This window comes from Citrobacter sp. W9, from assembly GCF_026719375.1.
Classification (GTDB): domain Bacteria; phylum Pseudomonadota; class Gammaproteobacteria; order Enterobacterales; family Enterobacteriaceae; genus Citrobacter; species Citrobacter werkmanii.
This window is the reverse complement of record NZ_JAPPTE010000012.1, coordinates 143,588-158,614: the sequence shown is the minus strand read 5'-3', so window position 1 is coordinate 158,614 and position 15,027 is coordinate 143,588. Positions and strand designations below refer to the sequence as shown.

The window sequence follows — 15,027 nt, the reverse complement described above, 5'->3', positions numbered from 1 at the left end:
CGATGTTATTCACCCTGGCCAACCTGTTTCGGGTGGACCAAATGATACGTCAGTGGGAGAGATCTCAGTAAAAACCGGAAATAACGCCAGAAATGGTGGAAAAAATAGCCTAAATAGGCTGATTCGATGTGTTTGCGGGAAAAAAATCGGCCCAGATCCGCGAAATTTTAATCAGCGAGTCAGCTTGGGAAGAAATGACCTGCTTATTCGCACCTTCCCTAACGCAATGGGTGATCGATAATACGCATTGGGTTAAAGATACGGTGCACTGAATATATTCATGACGGTGCCGGCGAAAACTATTGTTATCTGAACAACCGGCCTGGAGAGGTACTGGATGAGAGTATTGGCAGGTATTATCCTCTGTTTTCTCGTCGGGCAGGGATTCACTTTCTGTAACGTTCCGCTGGGCATGATGTTTGGTGCCCTTTTTACCGTGCTTATGCTCAAACGTATTGGGTTCTCCGTATCCTCAATGCCGGGGAGTATCACGGTTATCCAGCTTTCTCTCGGAATCTCGATAGGGATTATGTTCAGAGATTTTTCATATGGCGAGCATCGGCAGATAAGCCTTTTGTTTGCTTTGTTATTACTCTGCTTATCTTTACAATTTACCTTGAGTTACTTCTGGTGTGTGCGGCGGTTAGGCTGGAGTAAAGAAGAGGCGCTTTTAGGCGCGGTGCCAGGAGCGATGGCGGCGGTACTGGCGTTAGCCTCCCATATTAAGACGCCGCCACAAAAGATTGTGATCTCGCATTCTCTGCGTCTCATCACCCTGACGTTTCTGGCCGGGTATATCACGCGTGGGGCATCTGCAGATATTCTGGCTGCGACTCCAGCCGTTTTTTTCTCCGGGCACAATCTGCTCTGGCTGACCGGAATGGTATTAGCAGGATATATTGCGGGGAAGTTTCTGGAGCGCTTACATTTCCCGGCACCCTTTATGATAACCTCGCTGGTTTGCGCGGCGGCATTGCACCCTTTATCTTCACAACCACTAATTTTTCCCGATCTCTTTAATCAGATTAGCATGGTGTTGATGGGGATCTTGCTGGGGCATCATTTTACGACTTATTCGATGGCTGAATTTAGTCGTCATCTTTGGTCTTCGGTACAGCTTGTTCTGATTGGACTGGGGGTGACGATAATCATGGCATTTATCTCGGCGCGCTTGCTGGATTATCCCTTCCCGGTGTTGATGCTCTCCTGGGTTCCCGGTAGCGTAGAGTCGATGTCATTTGCCGCGCTGGCGTTAAAAGCGGATGCGAGCTTTGTTATGGCGAATCATATTCTTCGTATGCTTCTCATTCATACCGTTCCAGCATTGGTTTTCTTTCGCAAAAGACAGATGAAAGTGGATTAATGTCTTCCTTGAAGAGCAAGGCATTGTTGTGGCGTTGCGGTTATTATTGCGCTTATCCGCCGCTGGCCTAAAGGTGAAGGATTGATTGCTGAAGCGTTAGATGTTGCGTCTGAAAAAATCTGGCCTTCGCGTTATCGCTGATGTCCTTCCGGCGCAGCTTGGATATGGAAGCTGCTCCGCAGAGGTTTTATTAAAATATAATATCCGGAGGTGCTCTATGTATACCACTCGTCTGAAAAAGGTGGGAGGATCCATCATGCTGGCGGTCCCTCCCGCCGTGCTGAAAACGCTGGGGCTGTCGACGGACAGCGAAGTGGGCATGACCATTGATGATGGCTGCCTGATTATTGAACCCCAGAAACAGCCCCGTTATTCGCTGCGACCAGCCCAGAACTATAGATATGGCGGCCCGGAACGGCAAGCGTCTGGAACGCCTACCTGACGCCGTTGTCAATGAGGTGCTTGCCAGGCTGGATGCGATTCTGTGTTAACACCAGAGACGCAAAAAAGCAAAAAGCCTGCTCGAAAGCAGGCTTTTCTAAATTTGGCTCCTCTGACTGGACTCGAACCAGTGACATACGGATTAACAGTCCGCCGTTCTACCGACTGAACTACAGAGGAATCGTGTGAACGAGGCGCATATTAGCGACACCACTCAGCGATGTCAAAGCCTGAATCGATAAATTCAATCGTTTGCCGAAATATTCCCCATTTCGCCGATTATTCAGGCGCAACAGGTTGTTTTATGCACTTTTCCTGTTCGGGACGCGGGTATTTCCATAACCAGCGGCCGGTCACCATACGCCAGTAAAATAATGCGGCGCGTACGGCCCAGTCGAAGAACATCCCTAACCAGACGCCGACTACGCCCCATCCTAAAACGATCCCCAGGGTGTAACCTACCACAACGCGACAGCCCCACATGCCCAGCATAGATACCCACATTGCGAAACGGGCATCGCGTGCGCCCTTAAACCCAGCAGGTAATACCCAGGAGGCTGCCCATATCGGCATAAATGCCGCATTGAGCCAAATCAGAATGACTATGACCTCTTTTACGTCCTGATCCTGGGTATAAAACGAGGCCATTACGCCAGCAAAAGGGGCGGTTAGCCAGGCAATGGCAGTTAAACCAATGGTCGACAGCCAGAATACATGCCGTAACTGAATTTCGGCTTGGGCAATCTGGCCGTTTCCCAAACGCCTGCCGGTGATGATTGTCGACGCAGAGCCTAAAGCATTTCCCGGTAGGTTGATGAGCGCGGCGATAGAAAATGCAATGAAGTTTCCGGCAATTACGCTGGTGCCCATCCCTGAGACAAACATCTGCGTTAACAGTTTACCGCCATTAAACAGCACTGACTCGATGCTGGCTGGAATACCGATCCCCATCACCTCCCAGATAATGGCGAGGTTGAGTGGCTTAAAATAACTTTTGAAAGTGATACGTAACGCCGGATTAAAACCAATCATCAGTACCCAAATAATAGCGATCGCACCTATGTAGCGTGAAATGGTTAGTCCGAGTCCGGCCCCCACGAATCCCAGTCCTTGCCAGGAAAAAATCCCGTAGATCAGGATACTGCTGATGACGATATTCAGAATATTCATGCCGCCATTAATCAACAGCGGTATTTTGGTATTGCCCGCACCACGTAGGGCACCACTACCGATTAACGCAATAGCTGCCGCCGGGTAGCTGAGCACAGTTAGCTCCAGATAGGTAAGTGCCAAAGCCTTAACGTCGGGCGTTGCTTCACCTGCGACAACGTCAATAATCTGTTGACCAAAATAGTGAATGACTGCAGCCAGCACGGTTGCAAAAATCGTCATGATCACCAGCGATTGTCTGGCAGCAGCTCTGGCCCTGCGCCGATCTCGTTTTCCCAGGCTAAAGGCGACTACCACCGTGGTACCCAGATCGATGGCGGCGAAAAATGCCATGATAACCATATTGAAACTGTCGGCGAGACCGACACCTGCCATCGCTTCTTTTCCCAACCAGCTCACCAGGAAGGTACTCAGGACACCCATTAACAGCACACAGGTGTTTTCCAGAAAAATAGGGACCGCAAGCGGAGTGATTTCGCGCCAAAAGAGAACTTTATAACTCTTGCGTTTGGCATACCAGGGCGTGCGGGAAGCGACCTGACGTAAGGCAGCGGAGACGTTCAAAGTGGACCTTAAAGAAGAAAGTTGAAACCTCATTTCAAATGATGAGGGAGAATCCAAAAAGCTGCAAAGTTTTTTCCATTTAAAATGTCTGCAAATGCAACAAACTGTCGAGAGAAGCATCAATTGAGCGTTATTCAGGAAAATGGGGTTTGACAAAAAAAATTTCGCCGCTAAGATTAGCCTCCACAACGATTCCTCTGTAGTTCAGTCGGTAGAACGGCGGACTGTTAATCCGTATGTCACTGGTTCGAGTCCAGTCAGAGGAGCCAAATTTAAAAAGCCTGCTTAGGAAACTAAGCGGGCTTTTTTGCTTTTGTTTGGCTGCCAGGCGCAGTGACCTGGCGAGCTGCTTTTTGAGTTGAGTTATACAGTGTTGTTTTTCTACACTGAGTACCGGCGATTAGCACGCCAGTTGATTGCTCCACGTAATCCCTCTCTATGGGAGAATCATTGAGATTCTCTATAACCACTAACATTCCATACGCATACAGATGATACGGCACAAATGAAGCATCGTTTCAGTACTATGCTTAAGCGATAGCATAGGGAAATGGTTATAAGAGCGGCGCTGACCAGGGTTTTTGCTTAAAAAATCGAGGGTTAAAGTTGAAAGAGCGTGAGTAACTCGCTCATACTCTATACTCGCAGTGTTACCCGGCGTAGCATGGCATAACGCTTGGGCTGTTAATGAAAAAGGAAAACGTCGTGGCAGAAGAAACTATATTCAGCAAAATTATCCGTCGTGAAATTCCATCGGATATCGTGTACCAGGATGAACTGGTCACAGCGTTTCGTGATATTTCCCCTCAGGCACCTACGCATATTCTGATCATCCCTAATATCCTGATCCCCACCGTCAACGATGTGACGGCAGAACATGAGCAGGCGCTGGGCCGAATGATTACTGTTGCGGCGAAAATCGCGGAGCAGGAAGGTATTGCTGCGGATGGATACCGTTTAATCATGAATACCAATCGTCACGGCGGCCAGGAGGTGTATCACATTCATATGCACCTGTTGGGTGGACGTGCGCTTGGTCCAATGCTCGCACATAAAGGTCTTTAAGCATGACCAGAGGATGCATCGCACTTTCACTGGGCTTGCTGTTGCTGGCAGGCTGTCGCTCACACCCCGAAATTCCGGTCAGTGATGAACAGTCTCTGGTGATGGAATCAACGATTCTGGCGGCGGGCATAACCGCAGAACAGCCCGTGTTAACAACATCTGATATTCAGGCCTCAGCATCCTCGCGACTCTATAACGAAAGACAAGAATCCGTCACCGTGCATTATCGGTTTTACTGGTATGACGCCAGAGGGTTGGAGATGCACCCTCTGGAAGCGCCACGCAGCGTGACTATCCCGGCTCATTCGTCGGTCACACTGTACGGCAGCGCCAATTATCTGGGGGCGCACAAGGTTAGACTTTATCTATATTTGTAAGGGGTGAATCTTGATGATCAAAATGAATCGCTACGCATTGCTTGCCGCGCTGGCGATGTTTCTTTCTGGGTGTGTGGCTCAACGTGAACCCGCGCCGGTAGAGGAAGTGAAGCCGGTACCGGAACAGCCCGCGCAGCCGCAACAGCCAGTACCAGTAGTACCAACGGTGCCAAGTATACCGCAGCAGCCGGGTCCGATCGAACACGAGGATCAAACGGCGCAGCCAACACCGCGCCAACGTCACTACGACTGGAACAGCGCAATGCAGCCGATGGTAGGTAAAATGCTGCAGGCCGATGGTGTCAAAGCGGGTGGTGTTCTGCTGGTTGATAGCGTGAATAATCGTACCAACGGCTCGTTGAACGCTGGCGAAGCGACTGAAACCTTACGTAACGCGCTGGCGAATAACGGCAAATTTACCCTGGTTTCCGCCCAACAACTGGCTGTCGCCAAGCAGCAGTTAGGTCTGTCGCCGAACGATAGCCTTGGAACGCGCAGCAAAGCGATTGGTATTGCCCGTAACGTTGGTGCGCAGTATGTGCTCTACTCCAGCGCATCTGGCAACGTCAATTCGCCGGCACTGCAAATGCAATTAATGCTGGTACAAACTGGCGAGATAATCTGGTCAGGTAAAGGTGCCGTTCAGCAACAATAACAGACTGACGCGCGATGAAGTGCTGTCGCGCTACTTTCCGCAGTATCATCCCGTCGTAGCCAGCCACCACGGCCTGAGCGGCGGGAGCTGCATTATCGAATATCAGACCCACCGTTTAGTGCTGCGCTGCCATCACGACCCCGACGCGCCGGAATCGCATTTTCTGCGCCAATATCATGCCTTAAAACACCTACCGGAAAATCTTGCGCCCCGACCTCGTTTTTATACGCGTGGCTGGATGGCAGTCGACTTTTTTCAGGGTAAGGTAGAATCCAGATTACCGGACGCCGACGAACTTGCTGACTTATTGTATTATCTGCATCAGCAACCCCGACTGGGCTGGCGAATCAGTCTGCTGCCGTTACTCGAACAGTACTGGCAGTGCGGTGATCCGGCGCGTCGTACACCACATTGGTTACGAGCGCTGAAGCGGCTAAGAAAAAGCGGCGAGCCCCGACCTTTGCGGCTGGGGCCGCTGCATATGGATGTCCACGGTGACAACATCGTGCGCGGGGCGTCAGGGTTGCGGCTGATTGACTGGGAATATGCCGGAGACGGCGATATCGCCCTCGAGCTGGCGGCGGTGTGGGTCAGTGATGAACTCCAGCACCAACAGCTGGTCAGCGCCTATGGCCGACGAGCACGCATTGAGCCAACCGTTTTGTGGCGACAGGTCAGGCGATGGCGACCCTGGGTAATCATGCTAAAAGCGGGGTGGTTTGAGTATCGCTGGCGACAAACCGGCGATCAACAATTTATCAGGCTGGCCGATGAAACCTGGCGGCAGCTAACAATGAAAGGATGAGGAGAGCAGTGTGGGCCCAGTAATGTTGGATGTCGAAGGGTATGAGCTGGACGCTGAAGAGCGAGAGATTCTGGCGCATCCGCTGGTAGGTGGGTTGATTCTCTTTACCCGAAATTATCATGACCCGGAACAGTTGCGTGAGTTAGTGCGCCAGATCCGTAGCGCGTCACGTAATCATTTGGTCGTGGCGGTTGATCAGGAAGGCGGACGCGTGCAGCGTTTTCGCGAAGGTTTTACCCGCCTGCCTGCGGCGCAATCCTTTGCCGCGCTACACGGTCTGGAAGAGGGCGGCAAACTGGCTCAGGACGCCGGCTGGCTGATGGCCAGCGAAATGATCGCCATGGATATTGATATTAGTTTTGCACCGGTTCTGGACGTGGGACATATCTGTGCAGCGATCGGCGAGCGCTCTTACCATGCCGATCCGCTGAAAGCGTTGGCGATGGCGACCCGTTTCATTGACGGTATGCATGCCGCTGGCATGAAGACCACCGGTAAACACTTCCCCGGGCATGGAGCTGTGACGGCGGATTCGCACAAAGAAACGCCAACCGATCCACGTTCAGAAACTGAGATTCGTGCGAAGGATATGTCCGTGTTCCGGACGTTAATTACGGAAAACAAACTCGATGCCATTATGCCTGCGCACGTTATATACAGTGATGTTGATCCGCGTCCGGCGAGTGGTTCGCCTCACTGGTTGAAGACGGTACTGCGTCAGGAGCTTGGCTTCGACGGCGTTATTTTCTCTGACGATCTGTCGATGGAGGGTGCGGCGATTATGGGAAGCTACGCCGAGCGTGGGCAGGCATCGCTGGATGCTGGTTGCGATATGATCCTGGTCTGCAATAATCGTAAGGGAGCGGTCAGTGTGTTAGATAATCTGTCGCCGATCAATGCAGAACGTGTTACACGTTTGTATCATAAAGGTTCATTTTCACGTCAGGAACTGATGGACTCGACACGCTGGAAGACGGTAAGCGCCCAGCTCAACCAGCTTCATGAGCGCTGGCAGGAAGAGAAAGCAGGTCATTAACGCACGTTTGGCGAGGATGCGATGATTATCTATTTACACGGTTTTGACTCTAATAGTCCGGGCAACCACGAGAAGGTGTTGCAGCTGCAATTTATCGACCCGGATGTCAGGCTGATTAGCTACAGTACACGGCATCCTAAACATGATATGCAGCATCTGCTGAAAGAAGTGGACAAAATGTTGCAGCTTAATGTGGACGACCGTCCGCTGATTTGTGGCGTCGGGCTGGGGGGATATTGGGCAGAACGTATTGGTTTTCTATGTGATATTCGTCAGGTGGTATTTAATCCTAACCTGTTCCCATATGAGAATATGGAAGGGAAAATCGACAGACCTGAAGAGTATGCTGACATTGCGACAAAATGCGTGACCAATTTTCGTGAAAAGAACCGCGATCGTTGCCTGGTGATCCTCTCTCGCCATGATGAAGCACTGAACAGTCAGCGCTCGTCAGAAGAGCTGCATCACTTTTATGAGATCGTCTGGGACGAAGAGCAGACGCATAAGTTTAAAAATATCTCCCCGCATTTGCAGCGCATTAAGGCGTTCAAGACGTTAGGTTAAGCCTGATGAGCGTCTAAAAAACCAGCTTTCGGGCTGGTTTTTTTGTCCTTAACCTTCGGGTTGTCTATCTTTTCAGCATCAAAACTTGATGCACATCAATTTTGGTATGACCAATGCACCGTTCGTGTTATTCTCACTCTCGAAGGACATTTTCATTATCGTAACTTGTTGTTAATTAAAGGCTATGCCAATAACTTTTAATTAACAATTGGTTAATAAATTTGAGGGGGTCACGTTGACTACACCATTGAAAAGGATCGTGATTGTCGGCGGCGGTGCTGGCGGACTGGAAATGGCGACGCAGCTGGGTAAAAAGCTGGGGCGTAAGAAAAAGGCCAAAATTACGCTGGTGGACAGAAACCACAGCCATTTATGGAAACCGTTACTGCATGAAGTGGCGACCGGTTCTCTGGATGAAGGTGTGGATGCGCTGAGCTATCTGGCGCATGCCCGTAACCATGGCTTCCAGTTCCAGTTGGGCTCGGTGGTTGATATCGATCGCGAAGCGAAGACCATTACTATCGCTGAGCTGCGCGATGAGAAGGGCGATCTGCTGGTTCCTGAGCGTAAAGTGCCGTATGACACGCTGGTGATGGCGCTGGGCAGTACGTCCAACGATTTCAACACGCCGGGCGTCAAAGAGAACTGTATTTTCCTTGATAACCCGCATCAGGCGCGTCGTTTCCACCAGGAGATGCTGAATCTGTTCCTCAAGTATTCCGCGAATCTGGGCGTTAACGGTAAAGTGAATATTGCCATTGTCGGCGGCGGCGCGACGGGGGTTGAACTCTCCGCGGAACTGCACAATGCGGTTAAACAGCTGCACAGTTATGGCTACAAAGGACTGACCAATGACGCGCTGAACGTTACGTTGGTTGAAGCCGGTGAGCGTATCCTGCCGGCATTGCCGCCGCGGATTTCCAGCGCCGCGCACAATGAATTAACCAAACTGGGCGTACGCGTACTGACGCAGACGATGGTTACCAGCGCTGACGAAGGCGGGTTGCATACCAAAGATGGCGAATACATTGAGGCTGACCTGATGGTGTGGGCCGCAGGGATCAAAGCGCCAGACTTTATGAAGGATATTGGCGGTCTGGAAACGAACCGGATTAACCAACTGGTGGTTGAGCCGACGCTGCAAAGCACACGCGATCCTGACGTGTATGCGATTGGCGACTGCGCTTCCTGCGCGCGTCCGGAAGGTGGATTTGTGCCGCCGCGCGCTCAGGCTGCGCACCAGATGGCGACCTGCGCGATGAACAATATCCTGGCGCAGATGAACGGCAAGCCGTTGAAAGCGTATCAGTACAAAGATCACGGTTCTCTGGTCTCGCTTTCTAACTTCTCTACCGTCGGTAGCCTGATGGGCAACCTCACGCGCGGTTCAATGATGGTAGAAGGCCGTATTGCGCGCTTTGTCTACATCTCACTGTATCGTATGCATCAGATTGCGCTGCATGGTTACTTCAAAACCGGCCTGATGATGCTGGTCGGCAGTATTAACCGGGTGATTCGTCCGCGTCTGAAACTGCATTAATATTGACCTCAGGCGTCGGACAATTTCACGCATCCGACGCCTTCCTTCAGAGTTCTCTGAATCATCTCGCTTTATCCCTGCCTTCCGCTATTTTCATCCGTAATCTGATTGGCATTCCTTACCTTCTGTTGCAAAGTTGTTGCTAATAGCAAAAAAGGAGGAAGTCCCGTGAATAAATCAATGTTGGCGGGTATAGGGATTGGCGTAGCTGCTGCGCTGGGTGTTGCAGCGGTGGCCAGTCTTAACGTTTTCGAGCGTGGCCCACAGTATGCACAAGTTGTCTCTGCAACACCGATTAAAGAATCGGTAAAAACGCCACGTCAGGAGTGTCGGAACGTGACGGTCACGCACCGCAAGCCGGTGCAAGATGAAAACCGTATCGCGGGTTCTGTGCTGGGTGCCGTTGCCGGCGGTGTTATCGGCCATCAGTTTGGTGGCGGACGCGGTAAAGATATTGCCACCGTGGCGGGGGCGTTAGGCGGCGGCTATGCCGGTAACCAGATCCAGGGTTCGATGCAAGAAAATGATACGTACACCACTACGCAGCAGCGCTGTAAAACGGTGTATGACAAATCAGAAAAAATGCTGGGCTACGACGTGACGTACAAAATTGGCGATCAGCAGGGGAAAATTCGTATGGATAAGGACCCCGGCGCGCAAATTCCGTTGGATAACAACGGACAGTTGGTACTGAATAACAAAGCGTAAAATAGCATTAGCCTGAACATTAGCCCCCCATTCGCTCAGGCTGGGGGGCTTTTTTTATCAGAAGGTTAAGGCGTAGTTCAGACCAAAGGTACGACCCCGGCCCTTGTATTCATACAGTGACGGGCTGCCATAAGTTGGGCTGTACAGCAGTGGCGCACGTTGTCCCCATAGCGTGGTGTACTCTTCATTCAGCAGGTTTTCCACGCTGAAGGTCAGCTTACCTAACGGGAGCTGGTAGCTGCCGATAAAGTCCATGGTGTTATAGCCGTCCAGCTTATTGCCGCTGGCGTCACTCAGATCAAATGTCTGCTGGCTCTGTACACGCAGCGACCACGGTTCAGGCGCCCAGCCGACCCATGCGGTTGCTTTAGATGGTGAAGCCAGAGTGACATCCCATTTCTGCCATTTACCGTTTTGTTTCACTTCGGATTTAATGACGTTGAAGTTGCCGCCCAGACTCCAGTCAGTATCGGCGATGAAATAATCTACCGCACCTTCCAGACCATAAATCCGACGATCGTCGGGCTGTACGTTTATGGTCATATCACTGCGGTTGATAACGATCGATTTATCCGAAGTGGAGTAATAAGCAGCCAGTTGCGTGCGCAGGTTATCGCCCGTGTAACGCCATCCCAGCTCGTACGAGTTAACTTTAATCCCTTCCAGGCGAGAATCCGCCACGTTGACGCTGCGCAGAAGTTGATAGTGATCGCCAACCAGAGAATAGGTGCCGTTACCGTAATATTTCCCCGGGTCCGGAAGCTCAACGCCTTGAGAGAAGTTAAACCAGGTTTGCTGGCGCTCAGTCAGGTGGGCGAGGATCCCGGCGTTAAACAGGAAGTTATCGTAATCGGTTTTGCCGCCCGGAATGGTATCGGCGGAGTTTGCAAGGCCCGTCGCGATTCCCTGCTGTTGGGCATAGCCAACGAAATCATCAACCCTGTTTTCGGTCCATTGATAGCGTACGCCGCCACTGAGAGTGAAGATATCGTTTATGTCATAGCTGTTTTGCAGGAAAGGCGCGAAGTTGGTGATGCTGTAACCAGGATAACGCCCGGTAGTATAAGCGGTACGGTTGTCCATGCCACCGGAGGGCAGAGAGTAAGCCAGATCGAAGAATTTCTGATTGGAATCGAAGGTTTCATGATCCGCATCGATACCCCACGTCAGTTCCCAGTCATCCATCACCTGGCTGTTGAGAGTGATTTTGGCACCGAACTGGTCGGTATCCTGCTGTGAGGCGGAGAAACTGGTGACCTTGCCTTTGCTCAGCGTAGGGAAGGGGTAGAATTTTAGCGATTCGTCGCGGTAATAGATTTGACTGACCAGGTTCTGACCAAAGAAATCTGCATCGGAATACTGCAGACTGATCAGATGGCGCTCGGTGCCGGGAATACGATCGGAGTTCAGTCCGCTGCTGGTATAAGCTTTACCGTTTCCGGTCACGGCGGACATGTTCTCGCCGAGATCCAGCCCGTAATCTTCATCCCCCTGACTCTTGTAGTACTGGGTAACCAGTTGTAATTGACGGTTATCATCCAGCTCAATCGTCCCGGTGCCCATCACGTCCAGACGATCGGAATGCTGCAGGCCGGTTTGGGTGTTATCCAGCAGCAGAGCATCGTGGTTGCCGTCATACCAACCGCCAAACCGTTGATACGCGACGGACATACGACCGGATACACGATCGGTTCCTCCACTCACCGCGGCGGCGACGCGTTCGTCATGATCGTTACTGTTATTAAACCCGCTTTTACTGCCCAGTTCGAGTTCGACTTCACGCTCAGGCTGACCTTTTTTGGTGACGATGTTGATCAAACCGCCGGTACTTCCTCCGCCATACAAGGATGTTGCGCCTGAGATGACTTCAATATGAGCAATGTTAAACGGGTCAATGGAGTCAAGTTGACGGCTGTCGGTACGGGAGGAATTCAGACGGACACCGTCTATCAATACTACGATGGCGCGACCGCGCATGTTCATGCCGTAATTGGTTCGTCCCTGACTGCTGACATCAATTCCGGGGATTAACTGAGCAAGAACATCCTTGAACTCTTTACCACCCTGAACTTGCTGTTCAATTTCGCTTCCTTCAATAACCCAGGTCGTTTGCGCCATTTCTGCCACGGTGCGTTGGCTGCGGTTAGCGCTGACGATGAGATTCTCTTCCTCCGCTGCGATAGCCGGTAGGGTTAAGGATAATAAGAGCGGATTGAGCACCCAGAGACGCTTATGCATTTGTATTCCTTTTAAAAAAGTCGGTCTGTTTTTGTTATTGCGGTAGAGAAACCGATAGTTACATTGGGAAACAGGTGTTAAAACAAATGCGAATATTGCTGATAATAATTGTCGTTATCAATACATTTTTTAAAAAAGATCTGCTAATGCGATGAAAACAATAAGGAATGAAGGGTTATTGGTACAAAAAACCGAGGGCTTTTAGCCCCCGGCGGTGTCATCTGTTCATGGAAGAGAGAGGAGAGGGTTAAGCTTTGATGAGTTCGGGCCACAGTCGCAGGGTGGTGTGTGCGATCTGCATCAGTTTCTCAAATGACGCGCCTTCACGGGCGCTAATCGACATACCCTGTAAAATGCAGTTCAGATATTCGGCCAGCTTTTGCACGTTGCAGTGGGCCGGAATTTCGTCACGCTGCTGGCGCTGACGAAGGAACTGGGTAAGCGTCTGTTCCTGCATCGCATGGCGTGATTTCACCGTGTGGGCGATCTCGCGGGAAGAGGCCGCCAGCGTCGCGGACGTATTAATCATAAAACATCCTGCCGGAGTATCTTTACTGGTAAAGCAGGTCGCTATGGCGGTGAAATAGTCTTCCAGTGCTGACTGAAGGCTTTTTTCTTCGCAAAACAGCTGAGCTTCGTGTTTCGCCGCGAAGCGAGTTATATAACGGTCCAGCACGGCACGAAACAACCCTTCCTTGTTGGTAAACTCCGCATATAGCGTGGGCGCTTTCGCACCCGTTGCTTCCACGAGATCGGCGAGCGATGTCGCTTCATATCCGTGCTGCCAGAAGAGTGTCATGGCCTTATCAAGCGCGGCTTCCCTGTCGAACACTTTTGGTCGGCCACGGCTTTTTTTTGCACAACCTGTCGTTTCAGTTGTCATGGCGCCGATGTACCTTTGTTGGGTTTATTGAATAATCATTATAAAAATATTCCCCCCCCACACTCCAGCGGATTAGCGATAAAAATAATTTATAGCTATTAGCATGAAAAATAAGGTCTTTATCTTTTATATAACGATCATTATAAAAAAATGTTGACGTGTGACATGGATCACATCTATGATTTACCTATCGATCGTTAAGTTAATCATTACGACACCCATTCATCTGCAAAAGGTCACTATTATGAAAAACGTAAAAACTCTGTTTGTTGCTGCTGTTCTTAGCTCACTGTCATTTGCCAGCTTCGCCGCTGTTGAAGTTCAGGCCACGCCTGCAGGTCAACAGAAAGTTGGTACAATCTCTGCAAATGCGGGGACGAACTTAGGTTCTCTGGAAGATCAACTGGCGCAAAAAGCGGATGAGATGGGCGCGAAGTCTTTCCGTATTACTTCCGTTACCGGTCCTAACACCCTTCACGGGACTGCCGTTATCTACAAATAAGATTTAACCCATCGCAATGCCACTGCGAGTTAAATAAAAAACCCCCGCGGAATAAAATCCAGCGGGGGTTTTTTTATGGGTAATGTTTACATTGGTTGTTGAGCCACGTCGTGATGGCGGGTGACATCGACCGGCATGCCTGAGCGAATCTCCATCGCATGTTCCATGACGGCAGGGTCCGTTTGCGCCGCATTCTTAAAGGTTTGCATTGCGGCGTTCAACACGATCGGCAGCAGTTGCGGGTCATCATTGATCTTTTCTGACAGCGGCTGGTGCACTTCCACCAGTCGCATGCCGTTAGGTTCGACTGAGGCTTTGATCGGCGTGTTAATGATATTGACTTTGGTTCCTGGCTTCACTTGACGGAACAGGGTTTCAATATCACCGTCGCGCAGACGAATACAGCCGGAACTGACGCGCATACCGATACCAAAGTCAGCATTGGTCCCGTGCAGCAGATAAACACCGCCGTATGCGGCTAAGCGAATTGCGTGATGGCCCATCGGGTTATCTGGCCCGGCAGGGACAACGGCAGGAAGATCGATGCCGTTTGCTTTATAGCGCGCGCGGATATTTGCCGTAGGCGTCCAGGTGGGATTAGCGCGTTTATCGGAAATGGTGGTTACCATGGTGGGCGTCAGCGTATCACCACCTAACTGGCCAATGCCAATAGGATATACGGTCACCGAATTTGTCCCCGGCTGGTAATAATAAAGACGCAGTTCGGCGAGGTTGATGACAATACCTTCGCGCGGTGCATCCGGTAACAGGGTTTGCAATGGGATAGTCAAAACGCTGCCAGGACGAGGCACGAAAGGATCAACGCCGGGGTTGGCCTGCAGCAGCGCTAAAAAGCCGACGTTGTATTTTTTCGCAATAGCTTCGAGAGAACCGCCATTGTCTTCGACAACGTGAACGGTATTCTGTCCCACCAGACGGCTTCCTGGCGGCGGCAGCGGCCAGGTGTTTGCCTGAGCCGGAAATGCTAACGCGAAGGTCGCTGCAAGCGTAAAAAACGCTAACCAGCGAGAGAGTCGTTTATTGTTTAACATCACCATAAATCCATTGTTTTTACGTGGTTTTTATTATGTAAAAGTAAACAAGAATTATGGCCGT

At 50.9% G+C, this 15,027-nt stretch carries 18 protein-coding genes, 2 tRNA genes and 1 pseudogene; 16 read left to right on the top strand and 5 right to left on the bottom strand.

What is annotated here, in order from left to right:
- From OOJ59_RS17590 to OOJ59_RS17570, 6 genes and pseudogenes are all read left to right on the top strand, one after another.
- Positions 1-71: hypothetical protein (locus OOJ59_RS17590; RefSeq protein ID WP_002906209.1), on the top strand; the 71-nt coding region annotated here is incomplete at its 5' end.
- Positions 53-241: a hypothetical protein gene (locus OOJ59_RS28105; protein WP_326929223.1), complete on the top strand. Its 189-nt coding sequence runs from the start codon at positions 53-55 to the stop codon at positions 239-241. The genes OOJ59_RS17590 and OOJ59_RS28105, both read left to right, overlap by 19 nt.
- Positions 242-412: 171 nt before the next feature.
- Positions 413-1,363, top strand: coding sequence for an AbrB family transcriptional regulator (locus OOJ59_RS17585; RefSeq protein ID WP_233600338.1), 951 nt, complete (start codon positions 413-415; stop codon positions 1,361-1,363).
- Between the two features lie 48 nt (positions 1,364-1,411).
- Positions 1,412-1,504: pseudogene (locus OOJ59_RS17580) on the top strand (helix-turn-helix domain-containing protein); the annotation flags it as partial.
- A gap of 76 nt (positions 1,505-1,580) precedes the next feature.
- Positions 1,581-1,805 carry an AbrB/MazE/SpoVT family DNA-binding domain-containing protein gene (locus OOJ59_RS17575; RefSeq protein WP_319022730.1) on the top strand — a complete coding sequence of 75 codons (225 nt, stop codon included), beginning with the start codon at positions 1,581-1,583 and terminating at the stop codon, positions 1,803-1,805.
- A complete protein-coding gene (locus OOJ59_RS17570) occupies positions 1,765-1,854 on the top strand; it encodes a hypothetical protein (protein WP_319022731.1) in 90 nt (29 codons plus the stop codon). Before OOJ59_RS17575 ends, OOJ59_RS17570 begins: the two co-directional genes overlap by 41 nt.
- A gap of 54 nt (positions 1,855-1,908) precedes the next feature.
- On the opposite strand, the gene OOJ59_RS17565 is transcribed toward OOJ59_RS17570, so the two are convergent.
- Together OOJ59_RS17565 and OOJ59_RS17560 are read right to left on the bottom strand one after the other, a co-directional pair.
- Positions 1,909-1,984: transfer RNA gene (locus OOJ59_RS17565), tRNA-Asn, on the bottom strand.
- A 99-nt stretch (positions 1,985-2,083) separates the two neighbouring features.
- Positions 2,084-3,571 carry an EmmdR/YeeO family multidrug/toxin efflux MATE transporter gene (locus tag OOJ59_RS17560; protein ID WP_121528886.1) on the bottom strand — a complete coding sequence of 496 codons (1,488 nt, stop codon included), beginning with the start codon at positions 3,569-3,571 and terminating at the stop codon, positions 2,084-2,086.
- A gap of 160 nt (positions 3,572-3,731) precedes the next feature.
- Between OOJ59_RS17560 and OOJ59_RS17555 the strand changes: the two genes are divergently transcribed.
- The 9 genes from OOJ59_RS17555 to OOJ59_RS17515 all read left to right on the top strand — a co-directional run bounded on the left by OOJ59_RS17555 (position 3,732) and on the right by OOJ59_RS17515 (position 10,288).
- Positions 3,732-3,807 (top strand) — tRNA-Asn (locus tag OOJ59_RS17555).
- A 436-nt stretch (positions 3,808-4,243) separates the two neighbouring features.
- Positions 4,244-4,603 (top strand): purine nucleoside phosphoramidase, encoded by a 360-nt coding sequence (gene hinT, locus OOJ59_RS17550; protein WP_003030826.1) that lies wholly within the window; start codon positions 4,244-4,246, stop codon positions 4,601-4,603.
- 2 nt (positions 4,604-4,605) lie between these two features.
- A complete protein-coding gene (locus OOJ59_RS17545; RefSeq protein ID WP_038639814.1) occupies positions 4,606-4,980 on the top strand; it encodes a YcfL family protein in 375 nt (124 codons plus the stop codon).
- Positions 4,981-4,993: 13 nt separating this feature from the next.
- On the top strand, positions 4,994-5,635 hold the full coding sequence (gene lpoB / locus OOJ59_RS17540; RefSeq protein WP_038639817.1) for a penicillin-binding protein activator LpoB: 642 nt from the start codon (positions 4,994-4,996) through the stop codon (positions 5,633-5,635).
- A complete protein-coding gene (gene thiK / locus OOJ59_RS17535) occupies positions 5,616-6,440 on the top strand; it encodes a thiamine kinase (protein WP_069323338.1) in 825 nt (274 codons plus the stop codon). The genes lpoB and thiK overlap by 20 nt, the downstream gene beginning before the upstream one ends.
- 10 nt (positions 6,441-6,450) lie before the next feature.
- Positions 6,451-7,476, top strand: a complete 1,026-nt coding sequence (gene nagZ, locus OOJ59_RS17530; protein WP_160956187.1) for a beta-N-acetylhexosaminidase — start codon at positions 6,451-6,453, stop codon at positions 7,474-7,476.
- A gap of 21 nt (positions 7,477-7,497) precedes the next feature.
- The gene (gene ycfP / locus OOJ59_RS17525; protein WP_003030817.1) at positions 7,498-8,040 is read left to right on the top strand and encodes an alpha/beta hydrolase YcfP; all 543 of its coding nucleotides are present in this window, start codon (positions 7,498-7,500) and stop codon (positions 8,038-8,040) included.
- Between the two features lie 235 nt (positions 8,041-8,275).
- Entirely contained in the window at positions 8,276-9,580 is a 1,305-nt protein-coding gene (gene ndh, locus OOJ59_RS17520; protein WP_038639829.1) for an NADH-quinone dehydrogenase, read from the top strand.
- Between the two features lie 168 nt (positions 9,581-9,748).
- Entirely contained in the window at positions 9,749-10,288 is a 540-nt protein-coding gene (locus OOJ59_RS17515; RefSeq protein WP_003030814.1) for a glycine zipper 2TM domain-containing protein, read from the top strand.
- A 57-nt stretch (positions 10,289-10,345) separates the two neighbouring features.
- On the opposite strand, the gene OOJ59_RS17510 is transcribed toward OOJ59_RS17515, so the two are convergent.
- Positions 10,346-12,526, bottom strand: coding sequence for a TonB-dependent siderophore receptor (locus tag OOJ59_RS17510; protein WP_160956188.1), 2,181 nt, complete (start codon positions 12,524-12,526; stop codon positions 10,346-10,348).
- Between the two features lie 247 nt (positions 12,527-12,773).
- A complete protein-coding gene (gene comR / locus OOJ59_RS17505) occupies positions 12,774-13,409 on the bottom strand; it encodes a TetR family copper-responsive transcriptional repressor ComR (protein ID WP_160956189.1) in 636 nt (211 codons plus the stop codon).
- Between the two features lie 244 nt (positions 13,410-13,653).
- On the opposite strand from comR, the gene bhsA reads away from it, so the two are divergent.
- Positions 13,654-13,911, top strand: a complete 258-nt coding sequence (gene bhsA / locus OOJ59_RS17500; RefSeq protein ID WP_029139491.1) for a multiple stress resistance protein BhsA — start codon at positions 13,654-13,656, stop codon at positions 13,909-13,911.
- 86 nt (positions 13,912-13,997) lie between these two features.
- On the opposite strand, the gene ldtC is transcribed toward bhsA, so the two are convergent.
- Positions 13,998-14,963: a L,D-transpeptidase LdtC gene (gene ldtC / locus OOJ59_RS17495; protein WP_121528888.1), complete on the bottom strand. Its 966-nt coding sequence runs from the start codon at positions 14,961-14,963 to the stop codon at positions 13,998-14,000.
- Between the last annotated feature and the right edge of the window lie 64 nt (positions 14,964-15,027).

Bases quoted from the DNA above. Each gene is read 5' to 3' on its own strand.
- OOJ59_RS17575 (WP_319022730.1), top strand. From the start codon at position 1,581: ATGTATACCACTCGTCTGAAAAAGGTGGGAGGATCCATCATGCTGGCG.
- OOJ59_RS17510 (WP_160956188.1), bottom strand. From the start codon at position 12,526: ATGCATAAGCGTCTCTGGGTGCTCAATCCGCTCTTATTATCCTTAACC.
- ycfP (WP_003030817.1), top strand. From the start codon at position 7,498: ATGATTATCTATTTACACGGTTTTGACTCTAATAGTCCGGGCAACCAC.
- bhsA (WP_029139491.1), top strand. From the start codon at position 13,654: ATGAAAAACGTAAAAACTCTGTTTGTTGCTGCTGTTCTTAGCTCACTG.
- OOJ59_RS17560 (WP_121528886.1), bottom strand. From the start codon at position 3,571: ATGAGGTTTCAACTTTCTTCTTTAAGGTCCACTTTGAACGTCTCCGCT.
- OOJ59_RS17570 (WP_319022731.1), top strand. From the start codon at position 1,765: ATGGCGGCCCGGAACGGCAAGCGTCTGGAACGCCTACCTGACGCCGTT.
- OOJ59_RS17545 (WP_038639814.1), top strand. From the start codon at position 4,606: ATGACCAGAGGATGCATCGCACTTTCACTGGGCTTGCTGTTGCTGGCA.
- lpoB (WP_038639817.1), top strand. From the start codon at position 4,994: ATGATCAAAATGAATCGCTACGCATTGCTTGCCGCGCTGGCGATGTTT.
- comR (WP_160956189.1), bottom strand. From the start codon at position 13,409: ATGACAACTGAAACGACAGGTTGTGCAAAAAAAAGCCGTGGCCGACCA.
- ldtC (WP_121528888.1), bottom strand. From the start codon at position 14,963: ATGTTAAACAATAAACGACTCTCTCGCTGGTTAGCGTTTTTTACGCTT.
- OOJ59_RS17585 (WP_233600338.1), top strand. From the start codon at position 413: ATGATGTTTGGTGCCCTTTTTACCGTGCTTATGCTCAAACGTATTGGG.